Raw genomic sequence first — 24570 nt, forward strand, 5'->3', positions numbered from 1 at the left:
CCAGACGCCGATTCGGCGACCGAAGCGCACAGAGAAGGCCGATATGACTGTCGTAGACAGCCCGAAAAAGGAATCAGCGGTGTTTGCCGGGTTACAGCGCCTCGGGCGCAGCCTCATGCTGCCGATCGCGGTACTTCCCGCGGCCGGCATCTTGCTGCGGCTCGGCCAGGACGACCTCCTCGGCCGATTCGACTCGATGCACACCGCCGCGTCCGTCATCTCCGCAGCCGGCCAGGCAGTGTTCACCTGGCTGCCCCTCATCTTCGCGGTGGGCATCGCCATCGGATGGGCCAAGAAGGCCGACGGGTCCACCGCCCTGGCCGCAGTGGTCGGATACATGGTCATCAACGGTGTGTTCGAGGCCATGTCGCCGGTCGTCCTCGAAGGCAAGACCGATCCGAACGGGGACCAGGCGCTGATCAACTACGGTGTGCTCGCGGGCATCGTGATGGGACTGCTGTCCGCAATTCTGTGGCAGCGGTTCTACCGCACCAAACTGCCCGACTACCTCGGATTCTTCAACGGGCGCAGGCTCGTTCCCATCCTCACCGCCCTCACCGGTCTCGTCGTCGGCGTCCTCATGGCGTTCCTGTACCCGGCGTTCAACTCCGCACTGACGTGGGTGGGCGAGACCGTCGCCGAGAACTCCGTCGTCGGTGGCGGCGTCTACGGCATGGCCAACCGCCTGCTCATCCCGACCGGACTGCATCACATCCTGAACTCCACCGTGTGGTTCCTCGTCGGCGACTACCAGAACGCGAGCGGCGAACTCGTCCGCGGCGACCTCAACCGGTTCTTCGCCGGCGACCCCAGTGCAGGCATCTTCATGACCGGCTTCTTCACGATCATGATGTTCGCCCTTCCCGCTGCCGCACTGGCGATCTGGCGCAACGCGCGGCCGTCGCAGAAGAAGGTCGTGGGTGGCATCATGCTCTCCACCGCGCTGACGGCGTTCCTCACCGGGATCACCGAGCCCCTCGAATTCGCGTTCATGTTCGTCGCCTGGCCGCTGTACCTGATCCACGCGTTCCTCACCGGCACGTCGATGGCGCTCGTCAACGCGCTCGGCATTCACGACGGTTTCACGTTCTCCGCGGGCTTCTTCGACTACGTGCTCAACTTCGGCAAGGCCACCAACGCGTGGATGCTGATCCCCATCGGGCTCGGGTACGCGGTGATCTATTACGTCCTGTTCAGCTTCGTCATCAAGAAATGGAACCTGCGCACTCCCGGTCGGGAGGACGACGCGGAAACGAGCGCCGACACGGAAAAGGCAGGTCAGTGAGCATGGCTACACGAACGGTCCTCATCGGTTCGAAGGTCGGACTGCACGCCCGTCCCGCTGCGAAGTTCACCCAGGCCGCCGCGGCGGTACCGGTCGCAGTGCAGATCGCGGTCGGCGAGTCCGCGCCGGTGGACGCAGGCAGCATGCTCGCGGTGATGACTCTCGGCGCCGAGTTCGGCACCGAGGTGACGATCACCGCGGAAGGGGAGGGCAGCGAGGAGGCCCTCGACCGCCTCGCCGACCTGCTCGCCTCCGACCTCGACGCCGCCTGATGTCGACGGCTACCGAAGTTCTCGTGCACGGCCTCGGGGTGAGTCCGGGGCTGGTCAGCGCACCCTGGCTCGCGTTCGGGACACCGGTCGCGACGTCGGCCGAAGACCCTGTCGGCGAATCGGTCACGGCCGAACTCGCCCGTGTGCGGGACGCCCTCGCGACCGTGTCCGGCGATCTCGAAGCCCGCGCCGCGCAGGTGGACGGCGTCGCGTCCGAGATCCTGCTCGTGTCGGCTTCCATGGCCCGCGACCCGGGAATCGTGTCCGCCGCCGAGGAGAACCTCCGCGCAGGCATGCCGACGGCACACGCCGTGAGCGTCGCGTTCGCCGGCTACTGCGCCAAGCTCGAGGCCCTCGGTGGGTATCTGGCCGAGCGTGTCGCGGACCTGCGTGACCTCGGGAACCGTGCGGTCGCGGTACTGCTGGGGGTGCCGATGCCCGGCATCCCCGATCCCGGGCATCCGTTCGTTCTCGTCGCTCGGGATCTCTCGCCCGCGGACACCGCGATGCTCGGCGGCAGCGACGTGGTCGGGCTGCTCACCGCAGAGGGCGGACCGACTTCTCACACTGCGATCCTGGCGAAATCGCTCGGCCTGCCCGCGATCGTGAACTGCGCCGAACTCGACCGGTTGGTCGAGGGAAGGCCTGTGGTGCTCGACGGGACGACCGGCGAGATCGTCGTCGACCCCAGCGACCTCCGGCAGGCCGAGGTGGCGGAACAGATCACGGAGGCGCGAGCGCGGGTGGAGGGTTCGCGGGGACCGGGGCGCACCCGGGACGGGGCACCCGTCGGGTTGCTCGTCAACATCGGGACGGTCGACGACGCCGCGCGTGCCGCTACCGCGGATTCGGAGGGTGTCGGGCTGTTCCGGACCGAATTCCTGTACCTCGGTAGGCAGATCGCGCCCGCCCTCGACGAGCAGATCGCCACCTACACCTCGGTGCTCGAGCAGTTCGCGGGACGCAAGGTGGTGGTCCGGACACTCGACAGCGGTTCCGACAAACCACTGCCGTTCCTGGACCTCGGCGCGGAGGAGAACCCGGCTCTCGGCGTGCGGGGGCTGCGGGTCGGCACCGTCTACCCGGACGTCCTGGCCACCCAGTTGGAGGCGCTCGGCGCTGCCGCGGCCGCTACCGGCGCGGACGTGTGGGTGATGGCGCCGATGGTCGCGACGGCCGAGGAGGCGGAGGGGTTCGCCGCGCTCGCCCGCGCGCGGGGTATCGCCAAGGTCGGGGCGATGATCGAGATCCCCTCGGCGGCGCTGCGTGCCCGCGATCTGCTCGAACACCTCGATTTCGTCAGTATCGGGACCAACGACCTGAGCCAGTACACGTGCGCCGTGGACCGGATGGCAGGCAGCCTCGCCCCACTGCTCGACCCGTGGCAGCCCGCCGTCCTGGACCTGATCGGCCTGGTCGGCGCGGCAGGGACAGAGGCAGGCGCACCCGTCGGTGTCTGCGGGGAAGCCGCGTCCGATCCCGCGCTGGCGCCGGTGCTGGTCGGGTTGGGCGTCACCAGCCTGTCCATGGTGGCCCCGTCGCTGGGCGCTGTGCGTGCCCGTCTGGCCGCCACCGACCTCGGCCTGTGCCGGGAGATGGCCGCCGCCGCACGCGGCGCACGGTCCCCGCAGGCCGGACGATCGGCTGTGGCAGCTCTCGCGCCCGGAGCGCTTCGATGATCCTGCGTGGCAAGGTCGTCGTGGAGGACGGCGTGATCGCTGACGGTGTGGTGGTCACCGACGACGACCGCATCTCCTGGGTCGGCTCCGCGGTGCAGTACCGCGGACAGGTGCCGCTGCCGGAACCGAGTTCGTCGATACTGTTGCCGGGCCTGATCGACCTGCACTGCCACGGCGGCGCCGGCGCGGGGTTCCCCAATACCGACGCCGACGGCGCCAGACGGGCCGCGGATCATCACCGCGAGCACGGCACCACCGGACTGCTCGGCAGCCTGGTCTCGGCGGGGGAGCAGGACCTGCTCCGGCAGGCCGGGGTTCTCGCCGATCTGGTGGAACGCGGTGAGCTCCTCGGGATCCACCTGGAGGGCCCGTTCATTTCCGGTGCCCGGTGCGGTGCGCAGGATCCCGCGTCCGTGATCCCCGGCGATCCCGGCCTGTTCGAGCGGATCTGCGACGCGGCGCGCGGCACCGTCCGGTCGATGACCCTGGCGCCGGAGACCGCGCACTTCGGCGAACTTCTCGCCGCGATGCGCCGGCGTGACGTGCTACCGAGCCTCGGCCATACCGACACCGACGCGGCGACCACGTCCGCGAGGATCGCCGACGCCTCCGGCGGCCCGCTGACCGCCACACACCTGTTCAACGCGATGCCACCACTGCACCACCGCGCGCCGGGGCCGGTGGCCGCATTCCTGGCCGCGGCCGGTCGAGGAGACATCGTCGTCGAATTGATCGCGGACGGAGTGCATCTCGCGCCCGAGACCGTGTCGATGGTGTTCGACACCGTCGGACCCGACCAGATCGTCCTCGTCAGTGACGCCATGGCCGCCGCCGGCGTCACGGACGGCGACTACCAGCTCGGGCCCCTGGACGTGCGCGTCTCGCGCGGTGTGGCCCGGCTCGCGACCACCGACGGGTCCGAGGGGGCCATCGCGGGCGGCACCGCACGACTGCTGGACGTGGTCCGCACCGCCGTCGACAGCGGCGTCGGACTCGCCGACGCCGTCGCTTCCGCCACCAGGACTCCCGCCCGGCTGCTCGGCCTGGAGTCCGAACGCGGCAGCCTCGCCCCGGGCCGCCGCGCCGATATCGTCGTGACCGATCACCAACTGCGCCCTCGCGGCGTGTTCGTCGGCGGAATACCCGCCGAAACGGAAGGACTCGCATGGAAATCGTAATCCGGCAGACGCCGTCGGAGGTCGGCTCGACCGTCGCGGACATCGTCGAGGGGTACGTGCGCCGCGGTCCGACGACGCTGGGCCTCGCGACCGGCTCGTCCCCGCTCGGGAGCTACCGGGAACTCGCCCGCAGGCACCGTGAGTCCGGACTGGACTTCTCGGAAGCTCGGGCATTTCTGCTGGACGAGTACGTCGGAATTCCGAAAAGCCATGATCAGTCGTACTTCTCGGTGATCCGCTCGGAGTTCGTCGACCACGTGAACCTCGACCCGGATCGTGTGCTCAGCCCGAACGGCGAATCGCCCGACGTCGCCGAGGAAGGTGCGCGGTACGACGCGGCCATCGCCGAGGCGGGTGGCGTCGACGTGCAGCTTCTCGGCATCGGGACCGACGGCCACATCGGATTCAACGAGCCGGGCTCCGCGCTGACCTCCCGCACCCGCGTCAAGACCCTCACCGAGCAGACCCGCCTCGACAACGCGCGGTTCTTCGACAGCGTCGACGACGTCCCGCACCACGTCCTCACCCAGGGGCTGGGCACCATCAGCGAAGCCCGGCACCTGGTGATGATCGCGTTCGGCAAGGGCAAGGCCGAGGCGATCGCCGCCGCCGCGGAGGGACCGCTCGCCGCGTTCTGCCCGGCGTCGGTGATGCAGCTGCACCGGCACGTGACCGTCGTGATCGACGAAGCCGCGGCGAGCAAGTTGCAGCTCGCCGACTACTACCGGTATGCGCTGGAACACAAGCCTTCCTGGCAGTCGTTCTAGATGACACCCGTACTCGAATTGGCGGTCCAGGACGTCGCGGGTGCCCGGATCGCGCGGCGTGCCGGCGCGGTGCGCGTCGAATTGTGCACCGCGCTCGGCGCGACCGGCGGGTTGACGCCGAGCCTCGGCATGATCGAAGCGGTCGCGGCCCAGGGGATCGCGGTGCACCCGCTGATCCGTTGCCGACCCGGCGGATTCGTCTACGACGCCGACGAGATCGCGGTCATGGCCCGCGACGTCCGGGCTGCGGCGAGCGCCGGAGCGGCCGGGGTCGTGCTCGGTGCACTCACGCCCGACATGTCCGTCGACCGGGACGCTCTGGGTCGCCTACTCGACGGCATCGACCCGTACGCGGTCGAGGTGACGTTCCATCGTGCGATGGACGTCGTCGCCGACAGGGCGACCGCCATCGACACGCTCGCGCGGTCGGGGATCATCCGGGTCCTCACCTCGGGAGGAGCGCCGCGGTGCATCGACGGCCTCGACGCCCTGTCCGGCATGGTCGCCCACGCGCACGGGCGGATCCAAGTGATGGCAGGTGGCGGGATCCGCGTCGAGGACATCGCCGCGGTCGCGGGCACCGGTGTCGACGCCGTGCACCTCTCCGCTCGCCGCACCGTCACCGACAGCGGTGGTCCCGGCGGTGGGTCCGGCGGCTACGACGCCGTCGATGAATCCCTCGCCCGGGCCGCGGCGGCGGCGCTGGGGGTCTGATTTCATCGGCTATTGCCGGTGGTGCAGATAGGCTGCTAGAGTCGAACATGCATTCGAACTGCCTTGGGGGAGGTTGGTTGTGGGGGAAGTGATGGCACCGGATCTGGCCGAGTTGCGTGCGTTCACGGCACGGCTGCGTGTGGTGTCCGCCGACGGGGATGCGGGGTTGGGGATCGAGTGGCTCGATGCGATCGAGTCGTTGAAGTCGGTCGGGTGCGCGGCGCAGGCGGTGATCACCGACGACGTCGCGACCAGTATCCGAAAGGATCGTGAGGCCCGGAGACTTCCGCGATCCGAGTGGGGCCGCGGGATTGCCTCGCAGATTGCATTGGCGCGCAGAGAATCCCCGAACCGCGGCGGCCGACACCTCGGTTTCGCGCAGGCCCTGGTGCACGAGATGCCCCACACCCTGGCCCTGTTGCGGTCGGCTGAACGAATGGCGCGCCACCCTGTTGGTGCGGGAAACGGCGTGCCTGTCGGCCGCGGATCGGGCAATCGTGGACCGCCGGTTGTGCTCGGACCCGGCCACTCTCGACGGCGTCGGGGACCGCGGGCTGATCGCGCAGGCGAAAGCGTTGGCGGTCGAGCTCGACGCCGCGTCCGTGATGCGTCGGCATCGGAAGGCAGTGTCCGAGCGTCGGGTGACGACGCGTTCGGCGCCGGATTCCATGGCCTACCTGAGCGTGCTGATGCCGGTCGAGCAGGCGGTGTGTTTGCAGGCCACGCTCGGCCGGGATGCGGACAGCCTGATTGCGACCGGCAACAGCGGCGGCCGCACCCGCAATCAGTTGATGGTGGACCTGTTGTTCGAGCGCGGCACCGGAGTATCAGTGGCATCGGGTGTTCCGGTGGCGGTGAACCTCGTGCTCTCCGACGAGACCTTGCTTGCCGGCGGGCACGAGGCCGCGCAGCTGCAGGGGTTCGGGCCGGTGCCGGCGGGGATCGCCCGGCGCCTGGTGGCGGATGCGGTCGGTTCAGAAACCGAGACGTCGTTGCAGCGGGTGTATTCGTGCCCGCAGTCGGGGGCCTTGACTGCGATGGAATCGCAGTCGCGCACGTTTCCGAAGAGTCTGCGGAAGCTGATCGACGTCCGCGATCAGACGTGCCGCACGCCGTGGTGTGATGCGCCGATCCGCCATCACGACCACATCCGCTCTCGCCGAAAGCGTGGTTCCACAAGCGTGCACAACGGGTCCGGGCTGTGTGAGGCCTGCAATTACGCGAAGGAAGGCGACGGGTGGACCGCCCGCCCGGTGAGCAGACCCGGCCGCACCCATCTGCTCGACGTCGGCACTCCGACCGGGCACCACTACCGATCGGCGGCGCCGCCGCTCCCGGCGGCCGCACGACAGTCGGAAGTCGAGGCGGTACTGATCGCACAATTGCGTGCGTCTTGACCCGGTGGCCATGGGAATCGTCGTAGGGTCGTGTGCATGGCCAGCTGGAATGAGTTCGCCGAAGCTGCTCCGCGGATTGCCGCTATCTTCTCCCGCAGGCACGCGGCGACCGGAAACCTGTGCATGCTCGGCACGCTTCGCTCCGACGGATTTCCGCGGATCAGCCCGGTCGAGCCGAGATTCTTCGAGGATCAGTTGTGGATCGCCGGAATGCCGAACACCACGAAGTTCCGGGACCTGGCGCGCGATCCGCGTTTCTGCCTGCACACGGCGACCGTCGACACCGATGTGAAGGAGGGCGACGCGAAGCTGTGGGGTGTCGTCGACGACGTCCAGGACAAGGCCCTGCATCAGCGTTTCGCGCAGGCGCTGTTCGACGAGACCGGGTTCGACATCCGGGGGCAGGAGTTCGATCACTGCTACCGAGCCGACCTTACCGGCGGCTCGGCAGTGGAGGTCGGCGATGGCCACATGGACATCACGATCTGGAAGCCGGGGGAGCCGGAGCACGTCGTGCGGAAGCACTGAACGCTCACTCCGGCCACGGCACCACGGTCAATCGGGGCCATTCCTTCTGCCACCGGGCGGCTTTGGATTCGTACACTTCGCGCGGGGCGAGGACGGGGTTGGGGCGCAGGATCATGTCGAAGAGATCGGTGAATCCGTGGGGAGCGTAGATCTCGTCGTCTCCGGTGGTGTGTCTGCGGATGCCGTAGCAGCAGGTGGTGGAGGCGAAGTGGTCGATCGCGTCCTTGCAGTCGGTGAAGGGTGTCGCGGGCACGCCGAAGTGGTCTTCGTACCAAAGATGCACACGTGCTTCGTTTCTGACCTCGACGCGCACGTCGAGGTCGTCGAACAGGGTGCCGGCTTTCCGGATGACGGCGTCTTCGGCCTCGTAACCGATGTCGCTGTCGTCGAAGTAGAAGAGGTCGTAGTCGTTGATTCCCGACTGCGGGTCGCGGCCGTCGAGGTGGTTCCAGACGGTCTGGAACACGGCTCCTGCGGTGAGGTACCAGTCCGAGAGGCCGAGCTGGGGTGCACGGTCCAGGATCGTGGTGATGCATGGGTTGGTCCGGAGGATGCGGAGGAAGTTCAGCTCCTCGGGAGAGTGGATCTGCATGACCCGATCGTAGGTTCGTGAGCATGACCGGATCGTCTGCGTCTGGACATACATGGACATCCAACTATAGGATGGGCTACATATTCGGAACTCCCTCATCATCGAGCAAGAAACGGGTTCGCACAATGGTTCAAGAGCTATCCCACTTCGTCGGCGGCAAGCGCGTCCCCGGTGCCTCCAACAAGTTCGGCGACGTCTACGACCCCAACACCGGTGAGGTGCAGGCGCGTGTGCCTCTCGCCGACAAGGCCGAGACCGAGGCGATCATCGCGAACGCGGTGGATGCTCAGCGGGAATGGGCGCTGTTCAACCCGCAGAAGCGGGCCCGCGTCCTGATGAAGTTCCTCCAGCTCGTGCAGGAGGAGATGGATTCGCTGGCACGCCTCCTGTCGTCCGAGCACGGCAAGACGATCCCCGACGCGAAGGGTGACATCCAGCGCGGCCTCGAGGTCATCGAGTTCGCCCTCGGCGCCCCGCACCTGCTCAAGGGCGAGTACACGGAATCCGCCGGAACCGGCATCGACGTGTACTCGATGCGTCAGCCGCTCGGCGTCGTCGCCGGCATCACGCCCTTCAACTTCCCGGCCATGATCCCGCTGTGGAAGGCCGGTCCCGCGCTGGCCGCCGGAAACGCGTTCATCCTCAAGCCGTCCGAGCGCGACCCGTCCGTGCCGCTGCGGCTGGCCGAGCTGTTCCTCGAGGCCGGTCTGCCTGCAGGCGTGTTCAACGTGGTCAACGGTGACAAGGAAGTGGTGGACGTCCTGCTCACCGACGACCGCGTCAAGGCTGTCGGGTTCGTCGGTTCCACGCCCATCGCGCAGTACATCTACGAGACCGCCGCGGCCCACGGCAAGCGTGCGCAGTGCTTCGGTGGCGCGAAGAACCACGCGATCATCATGCCCGACGCCGACCTCGACGAGGTGGCCGACGCCCTCATCGGCGCAGGTTACGGCTCCGCGGGTGAGCGCTGCATGGCGATCTCCGTCGCGGTCCCGGTGGGCGCGGAGACGGCGGATGCGCTCATCGCCAAGCTGACCGAACGGGTCGGCAAGCTCACCATCGGCCGCAGCGACGACGAGTCCGCCGACTTCGGTCCGCTGGTCAGCAAGGATGCCCTCGAACGGGTGAACAACTACATCCAGATCGGCATCGACGAGGGTGCGGAGGCCGTGATCGACGGCCGCGGCTTCACCCTCGAAGGCCACGAGAACGGCTTCTTCGCCGGCGCGACCCTGTTCGACAAGGTCACCACCGACATGCGCGTCTACAAGGAAGAGATCTTCGGACCCGTCCTGCTGGTCGCCCGCGCCGCGGACTACGAGGAGGCGCTCCGCCTGCCGACCGAGCACGAGTACGGCAACGGCGTCGCGATCTTCACCCGCGACGGCGACACCGCCCGCGACTTCACGAACCGCGTGAACGTCGGCATGGTCGGCGTCAACGTGCCGATCCCCGTGCCGATCGCGTATCACACGTTCGGCGGCTGGAAGCGCTCCGGCTTCGGCGACCTGAACCAGCACGGTCCCGACTCCTTCCGCTTCTACACCAAGACCAAGACCGTGACGCAGCGTTGGCCCTCGGGCAAGAAGGAAGAGACCAACCACTTCGTCATCCCCACCATGAACTGAACGGACCTCCATGTTCACCTTGACCGATGACGAGCGGGCGATCAGCGACACTGCCCGCGACTTCGCGGCCGAGCATCTCGCACCGCACGCCGTGGAATGGGATCAGACCAAGCATTTCCCCGTGGACGTCCTCCGCAAGGCGGCGTCGCTGGGGATGGGCGGGATCTACATCCGCGAGGACGTGGGTGGATCCGAGCTGACTCGCGTCGACGCCGCCCGCATCTTCGAGCAGCTCGCCAAGGGCTGCCCGTCGATCGCCGCCTACATCTCCATCCACAACATGGTCACGTGGATGATCGACCGGTTCGGCGACGACGAGCAGCGTCACGCGTGGGTGCCGGGGCTGTGCTCGATGGATCAGCTCGGCAGCTACTGCCTCACCGAGCCGGGCGCCGGTTCGGATGCGGCGGCGCTGAGCACCAGGGCGGTCCGCGACGGCGACGACTACGTCCTGAGCGGGGTCAAGCAGTTCATCTCCGGTGCCGGCACGTCCGATGTGTATGTGGTGATGGCCCGCACCGGGGAGAGCGGTCCGCGGGGGATCTCGGCGTTCATCGTCCCGAAGGGTTCGCCGGGTCTGTCGTTCGGGCCGAACGAGGTGAAGATGGGGTGGAACGCCCAGCCCACCCGTCAGGTGATCTTCGAGGACGTGCGGGTGCCGGCGGCGAACCTGCTCGGCTCCGAGGGTGGTGGCTTCCGGATCGCGATGGCCGGGCTGAACGGTGGCCGGCTCAACATCGCGGCGTGCTCGGTGGGCGGCGCGCAGACCGCGCTGGACAAGGCCGTCGCGTACCTGGCCGACCGCACGGCGTTCGGGTCGCCGCTGATCGAATCGCAGGCGCTGCAGTTCCAGCTCGCCGACATGCGCACCGAACTGGAAGCGGCACGCACGTTGCTGTGGCGGGCGGCGGCCGCGCTGGAGGAGGGCGCCCCCGACGTCGTCGAGCTGTGTGCGATGGCGAAGCGGTTCGCCACCGACACCGGTTTCGAGGTTGCCAACCGGGCGCTGCAACTGCACGGGGGTTACGGCTATCTTGCCGAGTACGGAATAGAGAAGATCGTCCGGGACCTGCGGGTGCACCAGATCCTCGAAGGCAGCAACGAGATCATGCGCCTGGTCATCGCCCGCAGCGTCGTCGGGGGAGCCCGGCAGGGAAAGCAAGGAGCGGCATGACTGACGCGGTATCCACCGAACCGGAAGTTCTGATCGACAAGAGCGGCGGTCTGGGCCGCATCGTGCTCAATCGGCCCAAGGCGATCAACGCCCTCAACCATGCGATGGTCCGGCAGATCGCGGCGGCCCTGGCGGTGTGGTCCGGCGACGACGAGGTCCGGGCGGTGGTGATCACCGGGGCCGGGGAGCGGGGCCTGTGCGCCGGCGGCGACATCGTGTCGATCTACCACGACGCCAAGGACGGCGGCACCGGGTCGCGGGAGTTCTGGCGCGAGGAGTACATCCTCAACGCGGCCATCGCGAACTACGGCAAGCCGTACGTGGCGATCATGGACGGCATCGTGATGGGCGGCGGGGTCGGGGTGTCGGCGCACGGCAGCGTGCGGATCGTCACCGAACGGTCGATGATCGGGATGCCCGAGACCGGGATCGGGTTCGTCCCCGACGTCGGGGGCACCTACCTGCTCGCCCGCACCCCGGGCGAGCTGGGCACCCACATCGCCCTGACGACGGCACGGCTGAGCGCCGGCGACGCGATCGCCTGCGGGTTCGCCGACCACTTCATCCCGTCGGAGAGGATCGGGCAGTTCCTCGAGACGCTGTCGACCACGACCGTTCAGGATGCGCTCGCACAGTTCACCGAACCGGCACCGGCATCGGAGTTGCTGGCGCAGCAGGGGTGGATCGACGCCGCGTACTCGGCCGACCGTGTCACCGACATCGTCGCCCACCTGCGCGGCAGCGGGATCCCCGAGGCGGAGAAGGCGGCCGAGCAGGTGCGCTCGAAGTCGCCGACCGCGTGCGCGGTCACCCTGAAATCGCTGCGCCGCGCCCGGCACGCCGGCAGCCTCGAAGAAGTCCTGGGCGACGAGTTCCGGGTGTCCGTCGCCTGCCTGAGCTCGCCCGACCTCGTCGAAGGCATTCGGGCGCAGGTCGTCGACAAGGACCGCAACCCGCAGTGGTCGCCCGCCACGATCGAGGAGGTCGACGACGCGCAGGTCGACGCATTCTTCGCACCACTCGGAGACCTCGAACTCGGCCTCACCGCCCCGCAGAAGCAGCACTGACCACCAGCCACAAGCGTCCAGGAGGGACTGCTATGAGCACTACCGTCGGATTTCTGGGACTCGGCCACATGGGTGGCCCCATGGCGGCCAACCTCGTCAAAGCGGGGCACACGGTGGTCGGCTTCGACCTCGCGCCCGCCGCACTCGAACAGGCAGTGAAAGACGGTGTCACCGTCGCTGATTCGGCCGTCGAGGCCGTGCGCGAGGTGGACGTCGTGATCACGATGCTGCCGAGCGGCAAGCACGTTCTCGGGCTCTACGCGGAGATCCTGCCCGCCGCGAAGCCGGGAACCCTGTTCATCGATTCATCCACCATCGACGTCGCGGACGCCCGGGCGGCGCACGACGAGGCCGTCGAGGCGGGTCACCGTTCGGTGGACGCACCCGTTTCCGGGGGCGTCGTCGGCGCGACCGCGGGAACGCTCGCGTTCATGGTCGGCGGCACGGCGGACGACTTCGAGTCGGCGAAGCCGCTGCTCGACGTGATGGGCAAGAAGGTCGTCCACTGCGGCGACCCGGGCAACGGTCAGGCCGCGAAGATCTGCAACAACATGATTCTGGGCGTGTCGATGATCGCCATCAGCGAGGCGTTCGTCCTCGGCGAGAAGCTGGGCCTGAGCAACCAGGCACTGTTCGACGTCGCGTCCAACGCGTCGGGTCAGTGCTGGGCGCTCACCACCAACTGTCCTGTGCCCGGACCGGTTCCGACGAGCCCGGCCAACAACGACTACCAGCCGGGCTTCGCGGCCGCGCTGATGGACAAGGATCTCGGTCTCGCCGCGAACGCGCTGAAGACAAACGGCGTCGAGGCGGACCTCGGTTTGCGCGCTGCCGAACTGTACAGCCGGTTCCACGCCGCCGGTGGTGGTGGCCAGGACTTCTCGGCCATCATCAACGACATCCGCGAACGTTCTACCGAGGGAGACCAGTGACCGACTTCGAGACCATCCTGCTCGAGCGCAAGGGCCGGGTGGGGATCATCACCCTCAACCGTCCGAAAGCGCTCAACGCACTGAACTCCGAACTGATGCGCGAGGTCGTGTCGGCGGTGGAGGAGTTGGAGAAGGATTCGGAGATCGGCGCCATTCTGATCACCGGTTCCGACCGGGCATTCGCGGCGGGCGCCGACATCAAGGAGATGCAGCCCAAGTCGTACATGGACGTCTACCTCGACGACTTCTTCGCCGCATGGGACCGGCTCGCCGCGGCCCGCAAGCCGACAATCGCTGCCGTCGCCGGGTACGCACTCGGCGGCGGATGCGAGCTGGCGATGCTCTGCGACATCCTCATCGCCGCCGACACCGCGAAGTTCGGGCAGCCGGAGATCAAGCTCGGTGTCATCCCCGGCATCGGCGGTTCGCAGCGGCTGACGCGCGCAGTGGGCAAGGCCAAGGCCATGGAACTGTGCCTGACCGGCCGGAACATGGACGCCGAGGAGGCCGAGCGTGCCGGGCTGGTGTCGCGGATCGTGCCTGCCGCGGATCTCCTGGACGAGGCGCTGCAGACGGCGACCACCATCGCCGAGATGTCCCTTCCCGTCGCGATGATGGCGAAGGAAGCCGTGAACCGTTCGTTCGAGACCACGCTCACCGAGGGTGTCCGGTTCGAGCGTCGGGTCTTCCATTCGACGTTCGCCACCGAGGATCAGAAGGAAGGGATGGCGGCGTTCGTCGAGAAGCGTGCGCCCGTCTTCAAGCACCGCTAGAGATACTGAAAACGGCTGTCGCCCCGCACCGGGATCCGGTGCGGGGCGACAGCCGTCTCACCACTTGGTGGGGGCGTCTCCGGTGTCGAAATCGCCTGCCTCGCGGCGCAGTTCGGCGAGGATCGTGACCAGTTGTTCCAGCTTGTCGCCGGACACCCCGGGGCTCGAGAACACCTGGGCGTTGAGTCGCTCGGTGGACTCGACAGCCAGTTTCCTTCCCGCATCGGTGATTTCGATCAGTGTCGCGCGGCGATCGCTCGGATGCGGTACGCGCCGCACGAGATTCGCCGTCTCGAGCCGGTCGACGGCGTTGGTGACGCTCGTCGGGTGAACCTGAAGGCGCGCGCTGGCCTTCGCCATCGGGAGCGCGCCCGTGCGCGTGAACGTCAGCAACGTCAGCAATTCGTATCGGGCGAACGTGAGACCTGACGGCTTGAGCACCTCTTCCACCCGGGCCATCATGATCTGCTGTGCCCGCATCACCGAGGTCACCGCGGCCATGCCGTCGGCGACATCACCCCAGCCGTGCTTCGTCCACTGCCGGTGGGCCTCTTCGATGGGGTCGAGATGAAGTGGTGACGGTGGTGGCATGCGTCGATCATCCCATGACGGGTGATGGGCCGCGAAAGTCTGCCGAGCGTGTCGTCAGTGCGCTTCCGCCTTCGCGGCGGCCGCCAACGCCACCAACCCGAGTCCCGCGCATGCCGTCATCGTGACCGCGAGTGCGACGGCGGTGTTGCCGAGCACGCCGACCAGGGGAGCGATCAGTGCGCCGACACCGAACTGCAGAGCGCCGAGCAGCGCGGCAGCCGTGCCTGCCGCCTCCCCGTGCCGTCCGAGCGCCAGCGCCGGGGCGTTGGGCAGGACGAAGCCCACGCCGGCGAGGAGGAACCACAGCGGAACGACGAACCCGACGAGCCCGCCGAACTCGAAGTGGGCGGTGGTGATCAGTGCCAGGCCGGCCACCGTCGCGAAGGCGAGGGCCGACACCGTGATCTGCAGCGGTGACCAGCGTGCGAGGGCGCGGACGTTGAGTTGCGAGGCGCCGATCAGCGCGATCGCGCCGGAGCTGAACAGCAGCGCGAACTGCTGCTCGTCCAGGCCGTACTGGTCCTGGAACACGAACGACGCTCCGGAGACGTACGAGAACAACGATCCCATCGCCACACTCGACACGAGGGCGAGCACCATGAACGCGCGGTCGCCCAGCAGGCTCTTGTAGGTGCCCAGCACGGCGCGCAGATTGCTCTTGCGCCGCCGCTCCGGCGGCAGCGTCTCCGTCAGACCCCACACGCCGATCAACGCCGTCAGTATGCCGATCACGGCGAGGACGACGAAGATCCCGCGCCAGTCGACGGCGATGAGGAGCGCCCCTCCGATACTCGGGGCGAGGACGGGTGCGACACCGAGCACGAGCATCAGTCGCGACATCACGACGGCCACGGTGTTCCCCGAGAACAGGTCGCGCACGACAGCGAGCGCGACCACCGCTGCTGCGGCTGCCCCGATGCCCTGGAAGACGCGGAGCGCACCCAGCACCGCCACGGTCGGCGCGAACACCGCGAGCACCGAAGCGGTGACGTGGACACCGATGCCGGCGATGAGGGGTCGCCTGCGTCCGAGGCTGTCCGAGAGCGGTCCGACGATCAACTGGCCCAGCGCGAGGCCGAGCAGAGTGCCGGTGATGGTCAGCTGGACCGCGGACGAGGATGCGCCGAGGTCGGTTCCGATGTCCGGAAGCGCGGGCAGGTACATGTCGATGGTGAAGGGGCCGAGGGCCACCATCGCGCCGAGTACGAGGATTACCCGAAGGCTGGGACGGGTGGTTGTCCGGTCGCCGGTCGGGGCGGTGCGTTCTTCGGTATCGGTCACGAAGCAACACAGCAACGAGGGCACGTGGTTTGTTCCCGCCCCGGCGTGTCGGTTTCAGAATCACCGTGAGCGCAACCCTCGCGCCCGGGGCACCGGCCGGGGCACAGTAATCATCGATGCGGGTGTGACTGAGTGGTTGAGGTACCGGCCTGCAAAGCCGTTCACACGGGTTCGAATCCCGTCACTCGCTCGACGAGAACCGGCAGGTGATGCACCTGCCGGTTCTCTTTCGCGTGTTCACACGTCTTCGAGGCGAATGCCCTTGGTCTCCTTCATGAACAGGCATGCGACACCGGTGAGGACGGCCAGCACCATGATGTAGACGCCGAATACCCAGCCGAGGTCGAGTCCGAGGAGAAGCTGGTTCAGATACGGGGCGGTGCCACCGAACACCGCGACGGAGAACGAGTACGCGAATCCGATCGCCTGGGTGCGTAGTCGCGTCGGGAAGCTCTCCGACAGTGTGGACGACAGAATCGACGCCGGGACCGCGACGATCAGCAGGGCGGCGGTGGTGGCGATGAGCAGGGTCCACCCGTCGGACGTGATCATCATCGTGAGCGGCAACTGCAGGACGAACATCAGAACCGCGAAGGCCCCCAGCATGGGCCGCCGGCCGATCTTGTCGGAGAGCAACCCGAGGAATGGCAGCGAGACCAGAGCGATCAGCTGAGCGATCACCAGCATCCAATACGCGGTGTCGGGATTCATACCCTGCTGGGTGATCGCGTACGTGGAGATGTACGAGGTCCACGTGTAGTGCGCGGCCGTGATGCCCGAGGTCATCCCGATCATCAGGAGGATCGCCCGGACGACGGCGCGCCGGGGGATGCTCGGCTGATCGTCCTCCTTCTGCGCGGCGTCGAAGACGTCGCTCTCCTCCATGCTGCGGCGCAGGTACAGGGCGAACAGTGCCAGGAGCGCGCCGATGAGGAACGGGATACGCCAACCCCATTGACCGACCGCGGTGTCGGACAGCGAGGAGGTGACGACGCCGCCGACGGTGTAGGCCAGCACCGAACCGCCGAAGATCGCGATGAACGCGACGCTGCCCCACATGCCGCGCCGGTGCGGCGGCGCGATCTCACCGACGTAGGAATACGCGGTCGCGGACTCGCCGCCGTGCGCGAAGCCCTGCATCACGCGTGCCGCGAGCAGGATCAGGGACGCCCACGCGCCGATGGCCGAGTAGGTGGGCATCACTCCGATGATCAGGCTGCCGGTGGCCATCATCAGCATGGTCGTGACGAGGACGAACTTGCGTCCGCGCTTGTCGGCGATCCGGCCGAAGATGATCCCGCCGAGCGGGCGCATCAGGAAGCCCACCGCGAACACGGCGAGCGTGGACAGCAGGGCCGAGACCGGGTCCGAGTTGCTGAACATCGCGGCCGCGATGAACGGGGCGAACACCGCATACGCGCTCCACTCGTACCACTCGAGGACGTTGCCGACCGAACTGGCGAGGAGCGATTTCTTGCGGGAGGCGAGGGTGGTGCCGGAATTTGTGTCAGGCTGCGCCTGGCGAGTGAGGTCGACGTTCACGTGCAGTCACTTTCGTCGGGGTCGCGGAGTCGAAATGTCGAGGGAGGTGCCGTCAACGCAGGTCGCTGCGACGGATCTTGCCCGTCTGCGTCTTCGGGAGGTCGGAGATGATGTGCACCAGCCGCGGCCGCTTGTACGCGGCGAGCCGGTCGCGGGCGAACGCGACGAGTTCGTCCTCGGTGGCGGTCGCACCCTTGCGGAGCGAGACGTAGGCGACCACCGACTCGCCCTGGTAGTCGTCGGGTTGCCCGACGACGGCGGCCTCGTGCACGGCCGGGTGCTCGTAGAGGGTGTCCTCGACCTCACGGGGCCACACCTTGTAGCCGGACACGTTGATCTGATCCTTGAGCCGGTCGACGAGGTACACCCACCCCGCCTCGTCGATGATCGCGACGTCCCCGGTGCGCAGCCGTCCGCCGGGCAGCGTGTCCCGGGAGGCGTCCGGGTTGCGCCAGTAACCCGAAACAACCTGCGGTCCGGCGATTTCCAGTTCGCCTGCGGTGTGGGGCGGAACGGGGTCGCCATTCGGGTCGACGGCCCGGATGTCCACGCGGGGCAGCGGGAGACCGATGGACAGTGAGCCGCTCGACGGGTCGACCGGCGCCCGCAGGCCGGGTGGCACCGCGATCACTCCGGCCGTGGTCTCGGTCATCCCGTACGCGTTGTGGATGTACTTGCCGAACCTGGCTTCGAACTTCTCCACCGTGGCAGGCGGGATAGGCGCGCCGCCCGAGTAGAGGGTCTTGACCGAGGCGAAGTGGTCCGCGCTCACACCCGGCACCTCGGACAGGGCGTTGAACACGGTGATCGAACCGATCGTGTAGGTCACCCGGTGCTCCACGAACGTCTCCAGTGCGACGGCCGCGTTGAACCGATTCGCGAAGACGAGCACACAGTCCCGGACGAGGGCCACACCGGCATTGAGCACGGCCCCGGTGATGTGGAACAGGGGAGCGACAGCGAACACGACGTCCCCGTCGACGACGCCGGCGCAGTCACCGAAGTCGAGTGCGGTGGCCAGCACGTTCGCGTGGGAGTTGAGCGCGCCCTTCGGTGGGCCGGTGGTCCCGGAGGTGTAGGTGAGCAGAGCGAGGTCGCCGCCGCCGAGTTGGACGAGGGGAGGCCGCCTGCCGCGAAAGCGCGTGAGCAGTTCGACGAGGTCGCCGTCGGCTGCCGGCGCGGCGCGCGTGGTGGACTCGAACACCCGCGGATCGTTGCGGGTCTGGAAGTCGAGGGCACTGGTGCTGATCGAGAATCGCACGCTGCTGCCGCGCAGGGTCTCGGCCGTGGCCGCGGCGCTCACGTCTTCGCAGATGATGCCGATCGGTTCGGCATCGTCGACGAGGCGGCGGAGTTCGTTTCCGCGGTACATCGGATTGAGCACCAGCGCCGCTGCGCCGACCTTCCACAGCGCCAGCAGAGCGAGGGCGTACTGCGGCACATTCTGCAGGTAGATGCCCACCCGGTCACCGCGCCCGACACCCCAGTCGTCCAGCGCGACGGCGAGGGCGTCCGACAGGTCGTCGAGCTCGCGTGCCGTGAGGGCGCCATCGAAATAGGCCACGGCGGGGTGATCGGGATGCGTCTGCACTCGCGACCGCCACGCGTCGAGGGTGGTCGCGACGGGTGGCTCCTGGATTCCGTCGTTGATGAACGTCGACGACACCGCATGTCCTTTCTCCGGCTCGGTCGGAACGGGATGTCCGAATTCGAGCGGCCGACCGATCACTCGCTCGGTCGGTGTGGGCAAGTGTTGTGTGTCACACGAGGTGTGTCAAGTCGGTGCCTTCTCCCGGCGTCCGGAGGGCTGCTGCTTCCGTCGCGACCGCGTGGCGGTTGCGGCTCATATTTCCGTCTGGCAATATGAAGATATGAGCGCCTACGCCGCCCTGGCCGAGCCGCACCGCAGACAGATTCTCGACCTGCTGCGTGAGGGTGAGCGGCCCGCCGGAGAACTGGTGGAGCGCATCGCGCTCAGTCAGCCCGGCGTGTCCAAGCACCTCAAGGTGTTGCGCGAGGCCGGGCTCGTCGTGGTACGCGCGGATGGCAAGCAACGCCTGTACGCGCTGCGGCCAGAACCCCTCGCCGAGGTCGACCAGTGGCTGGAGCCGTATCGCGCGTACTGGTCGAGGCGCCTCGACGCCCTCGAACGACACCTGGAGGAGAACCCATGACCGACGGAACCCTGGAGACGATCGACGGTCGCCCGGCGCTGCGCTTCGAGCGCACGCTCGCCCACTCGGTCGAGCGCGTGTGGCGGGCGGTCAGCGTGCCGGCAGAGCTCGAGCGCTGGTTTCCCGCCGCCGCCGAGTGGACACCGGCGACAGGGGAGACCTTCGAGGCCTACGGCGCGACCGGCGAAGTGACCGAGGTCGATGCACCCCATCGGCTGGCGTGGACCTTCGGCGGTGAGCGGTACAGCTTCGATCTGGCCGCTGAGGGAGACGGGTGCCGGTTGATCTTCATCCATGTCTTCGGCGACCGTGCGACCGCAGCGCAGACCGCGGCCGGCTGGGAGACCTACTTCGCGCGGCTCGAGCCTCATCTCGCCGGCGGGTTCCTCTCCGAGGCGGAGGCGCACGGGTCGTGGGACCGGTGGGAGGAACTCCACGAGCGCTACGCCGAGCGCTTCGGCGTCGACCCGACGCCGGGTCGACGCTTCCTGGAGGCTCAGCGCGCCGGCCAATGACATCCCGTAGGCCCTGGGGGCACCGACGAGCGCCGAATTCCTCGTTCGCGACGCGGTAGTGGAGGTAGGCGACGCTGCCGGGTCTGGATCAGGGTGTCATGTCGAGTGCGTCGACGTCGACGCCTGCGGCCGGAAGCAGGTGATAGAAAGCGCGTTCGCAGAGGTCGATCATGTCCGTGCGGTCCATGGTCGGCTCGTCGAGCCACGACAGCACGATCTCTTCCATGAACGCCTGCCAGCCCGAGATCGCGGCCTCGAGTGCGGGTGTCGTCGGCACCCCGGATTCGGCGAGCGACGCACCTATCCAGCGGGTGAACGTCCGCCGCATGCCGCGGTAGATCTGCCGCATCCGCTCGTCGCCGCTACCGGCCATCCGCATGACCGCCAGGTAGATGGTGGGGTGCTCGATCACCGCGTCCGCGAACGTCTCGACGCCGGCTCGGAGCTGTCCCGACACGGGGAGTGTCGCGTCGGGTGTCATCCGGCGTTGCAGTTCGGACGCCGAGGCCTCGAGGACGGCGTTGCGAAAACCCTGCTTGTTCTTGAAGTAGTGGAACAGCAGGGGCGGGGAGACGCCCGCCTCGGCCGCCACCTGGTCCATCGACAGGTCGTCGAACGGCACCGTTTCGAGCAGATGGACGGCCACGTCGAGGATCTGCGCGCGCCGATCTTCGGGAGAGCGGGGTGCGGCAGCCACCCCTGCACTCTATTGAGGAACCCTCGAACCGTCCATTGACTTTTACTCAACGGGATACGTAACCTCGGGTTACACATACCGAGTGTGAGGAGCGCAACAATGTCGGATTTCGATGTCGTCGTCAATGGTGGGCTGTGGTTCGACGGAACCGGATCCGCGCCCCGGCGGCGCAATCTCGGCATCCGCGACGGCGTCGTCGTCCGCGCATCGATCCGTCCGCTGCCCGTCGGACCCGACACCGAGATCATCGATGCGGCAGGCAAATGGGTGGTCCCCGGGTTCGTGGACGTGCACACCCACTACGACGCCGAGGTGCTCGTCAGCCCAGGACTGCCGGAGTCGGTGCGTCACGGCGTGACCACCGTCGTCCTCGGAAACTGCTCCCTGTCCACTGTGTACTCGACGCCGCGCGAGTGCGCCGACCTGTTCAGCCGGGTCGAGGCCGTGCCACACGACTCCGTGCTCAGGATCCTGGAGGAGAACAAGATCTGGCAGAGCCCGGCGGAGTATGTCGAGGCACTCGAGTCGCTTCCGCTCGGCCCCAACATCGCCGGTTTCATCGGACACTCCGACATCCGCACCCACGTGCTCGGCCTCGGCCGGGGCACCGACAAGCGGACCAAGCCGAGTGCTCGCGAACTCGAGCGGATGGGCGCGCTGCTCACCGAGGCCGTGGACGCCGGCTTCCTCGGACTGTCCTCGATGACCAATGCGCTCGACAAGATCGACGGCGACCAATACCGTTCGCGCTCATTGCCGTCCACGTATGCGCGGTGGAAGGAGTTCCGCTTCCTCAACCGCATCCTGCGCGAGCGCGGCAAGATCCTGCAGAGCGCGCCGACGATCAACCTGCACCCCAACATCGCGGGATTCTTCGCGGAGAGTTCGGGTCTGGGACGACGCAAACCCCTCAAGACGTCGCTGCTGTCGGCCGCGGACTCGAAGGCCTACCCGCCGATCGTGTACTTCATGCTCGCCGCTGCGCCGCTGCTGAATCGCTTCGCCAAGACCGACTTCAAGTGGCAGCACCTCCCGGTGCCGTTCACCGTCTACGCGGATGGAATCGACCTCGTGGTGTTCGAGGAGTTCGGTGCCGGCGCGGCGGCACTGCATCTCAGGGACCAGGTGGAGCGAAACGCCCTGCTGCAGGACGAGTCCTACCGACGTCGGTTCCGCCAGGACTACGACAACAAGTTCAGCCCCCGCATCTGGCACCGCAACTTCTACGACGCGGTGATCGTCGGGTGCCCCGACGAGACGCTGATCGGCAAGACGTTCGGCGCGGTGGGCGACCTGCGTGGCGTGCACCCGGTCGACGCGTACCTCGATCTCGTCGTGAAGTACGGCACCGACCTGCGGTGGCGGACCACCATCGCCAACCATCGTCCCAAGTTCGCGAAGAAGCTCGCGGCCAGCTCCGGCGTGCAGATGGGATTCGGCGACGCGGGTGCGCACCTGCGCAACATGGCGTTCTACAACTATCCGATCCGGTTGCTGAAGAAGGTCAACGACGCGCAGTCCGACCGCAAGCCGTTCCTGTCCGTCGAGCGTGCCGTCCACCGGCTGACGGGAGAGCTGGCCGACTGGTACGGCCTCGACGCCGGACACCTGCGTGAAGGGGACCGCGCCGATCTCGTCGTCATCGATCCGGCAGGCCTCGACGCCACCGTGGACGGATTGTTCGAGGCCGAGGTCCCCGAATACGGCGGTCTGCGCCGGATGGTGAACCGCAGCGACGGCGCGGCGGTCGCGACGGTGATCAACGGCAGACTCGTGTATCGCGACGGAGAGTTCACCGGCGGGTTCGGCGTCACCAAGACGGGACGGTTCCTCCGTGCCGGTGCGTCGGCCGCAGACCGCAGCGAGCGTGAGACGGCCGTCCGATGAGCGGCACGGAGCGGATCGGCACGTTCACCCGTGACGGGCTCGTGTTCGACGTCCGCGACGAGGGTCCGATCGACGGCACGCCGGTAGTGCTGTTGCACGGATTTCCGCAGGACTCGCGGTCGTGGGACGCACTGGCGCCGTTGCTGCACCGGCGGGGTTTCCGCACCCTCGCGCCGGACCAGCGCGGCTATTCGGCCGGGGCCCGGCCCCGCGCCCGCTGGGCGTACCGCACGTCGGAACTGGTCGCAGACGTCGTCGCGCTCATCGACCAGGCAGGTCTCGGCCCGGCGCATGTCGTCGGGCACGACTGGGGCGCGGCGGTGGCCTGGGGTGTCGCGGCGGAACGGCCCGACCGGGTCCGCACGCTCACGGCACTGTCGGTTCCGCACCCTGCGGCATTCGTGCGGGCAATGTTCACCAGTCGCCAGATCCTGAAGTCCTGGTACATGTTCGCGTTCCAGCTGCCGTGGATTCCGGAGCGGGTGATCGCCTCGGACCGTTTCGGCTACCGCGCCCTGCGCGCCAGCGGTCAGTCCGCGGGCGAGGCGAAGCGCGACCTGGAGTCCATGCGCGACCGGACGCGGGCTCGGGGCGCCCTGAACTGGTATCGGGCCATGCCGTTCACCGCACCCCGATCGGCCTCCCGGAAGGTTCGGGTGCCCACGCTCCTCGTGTGGAGCGACGGCGACACGGCGATCGGTCCGGTGGGGCCGGCGCTGACCTCGCGATTCGTCGACGGCCCGTACACCTACGAGGTGCTCCACGGCGTGAGCCACTGGATCCCGGACGAGGCGGCCGTGCGCGTCGACGAACTACTCGGCAACCACCTGCTCGATCAGTCGTGACGCCGATCGGTCCGTCCGTGCCCCTCGCCGGGCGGTACTGATCGGCTGTCCGCTGTCGGTGAACGGCGAGGCGCCCGGGAGCGTCGTCTGGAAGACTCCGGAGGTATGGAAGCTCAGCGCAGACTGACGCTGGTGACGGCCGCTCCCGAGCAATCACGGGAGGAGCCGCTGGTGCGTGAGCTGTACGGGCGAGTGCTCCGCGAGGCGCGCCGGGACCAGGATCGGAGTCTCGAGGACGTCGCGGCCGCCGTCGGCATGTCGAAGCAGTACCTCTCCGAGATCGAACGCGGGAAGAAGGAGCCTTCGTCGGAAATGCTGCGCGCAGTGTGCGGCGCGCTCGGTCTGCCGGTGGAACACCTGCTGTTCCGGTCCGGGCGCCGGCTCGGCGCGGCGAACCGGAACTCGGCGGCCAGGAGCTCGAACCGGCAGGTGCCCACCCTGCTCGCCGCCTAGCGTCCTCCGGTCAGGCCGCGACGAGCGTGTCGGCCAGGCCGTAGTCGATGGCCTCCTCGGCTGTGAAGATGCGATCCCGGTCAGTGTCCCGCCGCAGGCGCTCGACGGTCTGGCCGGTGTGTTTGCTCAGAATCGCCTCGGTCTGCGAACGGACCCTCATGATCTCCGCGGCCTGGAGCGCGAGGTCGGAGATCGTGCCGTTGCCCTGCGTGGACGGCTGGTGCAGCAGTGTCCGGGAATGCGCCAGGACGTGGCGGTGTCCCTTGGTTCCCGCCGCCAGGAGCACGGCGGCGGCGGACGCGGCCTGCCCCATGCAGTACGTGGCGATGGTCGGGCGGAGGAACTGCATCGTGTCGTAGATCGCGAGCATCGCGGTCGTGGAGCCGCCGGGGGAATTGATGTACAGCCCAATTTCCTGATCGGAACTGTCCGCCTGGAGGTGGAGCAGCTGCGCCATCACGACATTGGCGACACCGTCGTCGATCTCGGTGCCCAGGAAGACGATCCGCTCGTTCAGCAGTCGGCTGAAGATGTCGAACGACCGCTCGCCTGCCGGGGTGCGTTCGATGACGTGGGGAATGGTGTATTGGGACATGGCT

24 protein-coding genes, 1 tRNA gene and 1 pseudogene are annotated in these 24570 nt (G+C 67.9%); 19 read left to right on the forward strand and 7 right to left on the reverse strand.

What is annotated here, in order from left to right:
* The first annotated feature begins 43 nt into the window (after positions 1-43).
* The 8 genes and pseudogenes from WKC72_RS15200 (at position 44) to WKC72_RS15235 (ending at position 7820) form a co-directional block, all read left to right on the forward strand.
* Positions 44-1285, forward strand: a complete 1242-nt coding sequence (locus tag WKC72_RS15200; RefSeq protein WP_370183186.1) for a PTS transporter subunit EIIC — start codon at positions 44-46, stop codon at positions 1283-1285.
* Positions 1282-1557: an HPr family phosphocarrier protein gene (locus WKC72_RS15205; protein ID WP_005563035.1), complete on the forward strand. Its 276-nt coding sequence runs from the start codon at positions 1282-1284 to the stop codon at positions 1555-1557. Before WKC72_RS15200 ends, WKC72_RS15205 begins: the two co-directional genes overlap by 4 nt.
* Positions 1557-3236, forward strand: a complete 1680-nt coding sequence (gene ptsP / locus WKC72_RS15210) for a phosphoenolpyruvate--protein phosphotransferase (RefSeq protein WP_370183188.1) — start codon at positions 1557-1559, stop codon at positions 3234-3236. Before WKC72_RS15205 ends, ptsP begins: the two co-directional genes overlap by 1 nt.
* Complete coding sequence (locus WKC72_RS15215; RefSeq protein WP_370183189.1) at positions 3233-4414, forward strand: N-acetylglucosamine-6-phosphate deacetylase; 1182 nt, start codon at positions 3233-3235, stop codon at positions 4412-4414. The genes ptsP and WKC72_RS15215 overlap by 4 nt, the downstream gene beginning before the upstream one ends.
* The gene (nagB, locus tag WKC72_RS15220; protein WP_268789958.1) at positions 4402-5181 is read left to right on the forward strand and encodes a glucosamine-6-phosphate deaminase; all 780 of its coding nucleotides are present in this window, start codon (positions 4402-4404) and stop codon (positions 5179-5181) included. The genes WKC72_RS15215 and nagB overlap by 13 nt, the downstream gene beginning before the upstream one ends.
* Complete coding sequence (locus tag WKC72_RS15225; protein WP_268789959.1) at positions 5182-5895, forward strand: copper homeostasis protein CutC; 714 nt, start codon at positions 5182-5184, stop codon at positions 5893-5895.
* A gap of 79 nt (positions 5896-5974) precedes the next feature.
* A pseudogene (locus WKC72_RS15230) lies at positions 5975-7292 on the forward strand (DUF222 domain-containing protein).
* Between the two features lie 36 nt (positions 7293-7328).
* Positions 7329-7820 carry a pyridoxamine 5'-phosphate oxidase family protein gene (locus WKC72_RS15235; protein ID WP_037240032.1) on the forward strand — a complete coding sequence of 164 codons (492 nt, stop codon included), beginning with the start codon at positions 7329-7331 and terminating at the stop codon, positions 7818-7820.
* Between the two features lie 4 nt (positions 7821-7824).
* On the opposite strand, the gene WKC72_RS15240 is transcribed toward WKC72_RS15235, so the two are convergent.
* Positions 7825-8412, reverse strand: a complete 588-nt coding sequence (locus tag WKC72_RS15240; protein WP_037240028.1) for a nucleotidyltransferase family protein — start codon at positions 8410-8412, stop codon at positions 7825-7827.
* Between the two features lie 125 nt (positions 8413-8537).
* On the opposite strand from WKC72_RS15240, the gene WKC72_RS15245 reads away from it, so the two are divergent.
* Genes WKC72_RS15245 through WKC72_RS15265 form a run of 5 tightly spaced genes read left to right on the forward strand, consistent with a single transcriptional unit; the run spans position 8538 to position 13986 of the window.
* Complete coding sequence (locus tag WKC72_RS15245) at positions 8538-10040, forward strand: CoA-acylating methylmalonate-semialdehyde dehydrogenase (protein ID WP_128641799.1); 1503 nt, start codon at positions 8538-8540, stop codon at positions 10038-10040.
* Between the two features lie 10 nt (positions 10041-10050).
* On the forward strand, positions 10051-11214 hold the full coding sequence (locus tag WKC72_RS15250; protein WP_370179939.1) for an isobutyryl-CoA dehydrogenase: 1164 nt from the start codon (positions 10051-10053) through the stop codon (positions 11212-11214).
* Positions 11211-12281 carry an enoyl-CoA hydratase/isomerase family protein gene (locus WKC72_RS15255; protein WP_370183193.1) on the forward strand — a complete coding sequence of 357 codons (1071 nt, stop codon included), beginning with the start codon at positions 11211-11213 and terminating at the stop codon, positions 12279-12281. Before WKC72_RS15250 ends, WKC72_RS15255 begins: the two co-directional genes overlap by 4 nt.
* On the forward strand, positions 12278-13213 hold the full coding sequence (mmsB, locus tag WKC72_RS15260; RefSeq protein WP_128970134.1) for a 3-hydroxyisobutyrate dehydrogenase: 936 nt from the start codon (positions 12278-12280) through the stop codon (positions 13211-13213). Before WKC72_RS15255 ends, mmsB begins: the two co-directional genes overlap by 4 nt.
* The gene (locus tag WKC72_RS15265; protein WP_005252879.1) at positions 13210-13986 is read left to right on the forward strand and encodes an enoyl-CoA hydratase; all 777 of its coding nucleotides are present in this window, start codon (positions 13210-13212) and stop codon (positions 13984-13986) included. Before mmsB ends, WKC72_RS15265 begins: the two co-directional genes overlap by 4 nt.
* A 57-nt stretch (positions 13987-14043) precedes the next feature.
* Here WKC72_RS15265 and WKC72_RS15270 read toward each other — a convergent pair whose 3' ends face one another.
* Together WKC72_RS15270 and WKC72_RS15275 are read right to left on the reverse strand one after the other, a co-directional pair.
* Complete coding sequence (locus tag WKC72_RS15270; protein ID WP_005252880.1) at positions 14044-14577, reverse strand: MarR family winged helix-turn-helix transcriptional regulator; 534 nt, start codon at positions 14575-14577, stop codon at positions 14044-14046.
* Positions 14578-14631: 54 nt separating this feature from the next.
* Positions 14632-15882 carry a multidrug effflux MFS transporter gene (locus tag WKC72_RS15275; protein WP_370183194.1) on the reverse strand — a complete coding sequence of 417 codons (1251 nt, stop codon included), beginning with the start codon at positions 15880-15882 and terminating at the stop codon, positions 14632-14634.
* A 94-nt stretch (positions 15883-15976) separates the two neighbouring features.
* Between WKC72_RS15275 and WKC72_RS15280 the strand changes: the two genes are divergently transcribed.
* Positions 15977-16048 (forward strand) — tRNA-Cys (locus WKC72_RS15280).
* A gap of 47 nt (positions 16049-16095) precedes the next feature.
* Here the strand turns inward: WKC72_RS15280 and WKC72_RS15285 are convergent.
* Together WKC72_RS15285 and WKC72_RS15290 are read right to left on the reverse strand one after the other, a co-directional pair.
* Complete coding sequence (locus tag WKC72_RS15285; protein ID WP_370183196.1) at positions 16096-17400, reverse strand: MFS transporter; 1305 nt, start codon at positions 17398-17400, stop codon at positions 16096-16098.
* 52 nt (positions 17401-17452) lie between these two features.
* Positions 17453-19066, reverse strand: coding sequence for a class I adenylate-forming enzyme family protein (locus tag WKC72_RS15290; protein WP_370184376.1), 1614 nt, complete (start codon positions 19064-19066; stop codon positions 17453-17455).
* Positions 19067-19271: 205 nt separating this feature from the next.
* On the opposite strand from WKC72_RS15290, the gene WKC72_RS15295 reads away from it, so the two are divergent.
* A complete protein-coding gene (locus WKC72_RS15295) occupies positions 19272-19574 on the forward strand; it encodes a helix-turn-helix transcriptional regulator (protein WP_037238759.1) in 303 nt (100 codons plus the stop codon).
* A complete protein-coding gene (locus tag WKC72_RS15300) occupies positions 19571-20089 on the forward strand; it encodes an SRPBCC domain-containing protein (RefSeq protein ID WP_037238761.1) in 519 nt (172 codons plus the stop codon). Before WKC72_RS15295 ends, WKC72_RS15300 begins: the two co-directional genes overlap by 4 nt.
* Before the next feature lie 88 nt (positions 20090-20177).
* On the opposite strand, the gene WKC72_RS15305 is transcribed toward WKC72_RS15300, so the two are convergent.
* On the reverse strand, positions 20178-20786 hold the full coding sequence (locus tag WKC72_RS15305; RefSeq protein WP_037238762.1) for a TetR/AcrR family transcriptional regulator: 609 nt from the start codon (positions 20784-20786) through the stop codon (positions 20178-20180).
* A gap of 99 nt (positions 20787-20885) precedes the next feature.
* Here WKC72_RS15305 and WKC72_RS15310 point away from each other — a divergent pair, with 99 nt between their 5' ends.
* The 3 genes from WKC72_RS15310 to WKC72_RS15320 all read left to right on the forward strand — a co-directional run bounded on the left by WKC72_RS15310 (position 20886) and on the right by WKC72_RS15320 (position 23971).
* Positions 20886-22673: an amidohydrolase family protein gene (locus tag WKC72_RS15310; RefSeq protein WP_370183198.1), complete on the forward strand. Its 1788-nt coding sequence runs from the start codon at positions 20886-20888 to the stop codon at positions 22671-22673.
* Positions 22670-23518: an alpha/beta fold hydrolase gene (locus tag WKC72_RS15315; protein ID WP_370183199.1), complete on the forward strand. Its 849-nt coding sequence runs from the start codon at positions 22670-22672 to the stop codon at positions 23516-23518. The genes WKC72_RS15310 and WKC72_RS15315 overlap by 4 nt, the downstream gene beginning before the upstream one ends.
* A gap of 105 nt (positions 23519-23623) precedes the next feature.
* A complete protein-coding gene (locus tag WKC72_RS15320) occupies positions 23624-23971 on the forward strand; it encodes a helix-turn-helix domain-containing protein (protein WP_037238771.1) in 348 nt (115 codons plus the stop codon).
* A 10-nt stretch (positions 23972-23981) separates the two neighbouring features.
* Here WKC72_RS15320 and WKC72_RS15325 read toward each other — a convergent pair whose 3' ends face one another.
* A complete protein-coding gene (locus tag WKC72_RS15325) occupies positions 23982-24566 on the reverse strand; it encodes an ATP-dependent Clp protease proteolytic subunit (RefSeq protein ID WP_005252895.1) in 585 nt (194 codons plus the stop codon).
* Between the last annotated feature and the right edge of the window lie 4 nt (positions 24567-24570).

The organism is Rhodococcus wratislaviensis (assembly GCF_041228765.1).
Taxonomy (GTDB): domain Bacteria; phylum Actinomycetota; class Actinomycetes; order Mycobacteriales; family Mycobacteriaceae; genus Rhodococcus_F; species Rhodococcus_F wratislaviensis.